Raw genomic sequence first — 1,197 nt, 5'->3', positions numbered from 1 at the left:
GGTAATCCCCCCACCAATTGACCGGGTTCAAAAGTAGAATTTTCTCGGCATTATGATCGAGGAGATTTTGATGAAGACGAGCAGATTTAGCGAACCCCAGATCCTTGCGATTTTGCGTCAGGCTGAAGGTGGCGTTCCGGTGCCTGATCTGTGCCGTGAACACGGCATGAGCACGGCCTCCTTTTACAAGTGGCGCGCCAAATATGGCGGCATGGATGCGTCGATGATCAGCCAGATGAAGGCCCTGGAAGACGAGAACCTCAGGCTCAAGAAGATGTATGCGGAGATGAGTATGCAGGCCGAGCTTCTCAAAGAGGCTCTTGGAAAAAAATGACGCGGCCATCTCAACGCCGGGAGATGGCCGCCAAAGCGGTGGCGACACACGGGGTCAGCATTTCGCTCGTCTGCCGCACCTTTGGTGTGAGCCAGACCTGCTATCGCTACAGTCGCAAGCTGAACGAGGAGAATGACCAGATCGCCGACCTGCTGATCGGTCTGACCAAGGCAAGGAAGACCTGGGGGTTTGGCCTGTGTTTCCTGTATCTGCGCAACGTCCAGGGACATGGCTGGAACCACAAACGCGTCTACCGCATCTACCGTGAGTTGGAGCTGAACCTGAGGATCAAACCGCGCAAGCGTCTCAGACGAGAAAAGCCCGATGCATTGGTCGTGCCCGAAGCACCAAACTTGGTCTGGTCAATGGATTTTATGGCTGACCGTTTGGGAGACGGCAGGCAGTTTCGGTTGCTGAACGTTCTTGACGACTTCAACCGCCAAGGTTTGGGCATCGAGGTGGATTTCTCGCTGCCCGCCGAACGGGTTATCCGGAGTCTGAATCAGATCATCGAATGGCGTGGCAAACCATTGGTGATCAGGGTCGACAACGGCCCGGAATACGTCAGTGGTAAACTCATGGAATGGGCTGAGAACCAGGGCATCGCCTTGAACTACATCCAGCCCGGCAAGCCGCAGCAGAACGCTTATGTCGAACGCTACAATCGCACGGTTAGGCACGAGTGGCTCGACCAATACATTATCGACACCATCGAGGAGGCACAGGAATTCGCCACGCAATGGCTATGGACCTATAACAACGAGCGGCCCAATATGGGCATCGGCGGCATCACACCCGCACAGAAATTGAAAATGGCTGCGTGAATTCTACCGCAGAACCCCGTTAAAAACGGGGGGATTACC

Annotated in this window: 1 protein-coding gene; it reads left to right on the top strand. The window is 54.9% G+C overall.

From position 1 onward, the window contains the following. Nucleotides 1–70: 70 nt before the first annotated feature. Nucleotides 71–1,158, top strand: a protein-coding gene (locus ABFY71_RS18675; protein ID WP_347947370.1) for an IS3 family transposase whose coding sequence is annotated in 2 segments (ribosomal slippage) — nucleotides 71–326 and nucleotides 326–1,158 — 1,089 coding nt in all. Because the reading frame shifts where the segments join, the coding sequence is not laid out codon by codon here. Nucleotides 1,159–1,197 lie beyond the last annotated feature (39 nt).

It is taken from the genome of Devosia alba, assembly GCF_039938915.1.
Classification (GTDB): domain Bacteria; phylum Pseudomonadota; class Alphaproteobacteria; order Rhizobiales; family Devosiaceae; genus Devosia; species Devosia alba.
Note: the sequence above shows the minus strand (reverse complement) of the source record. Positions and strands in the feature narration are given on the sequence as shown.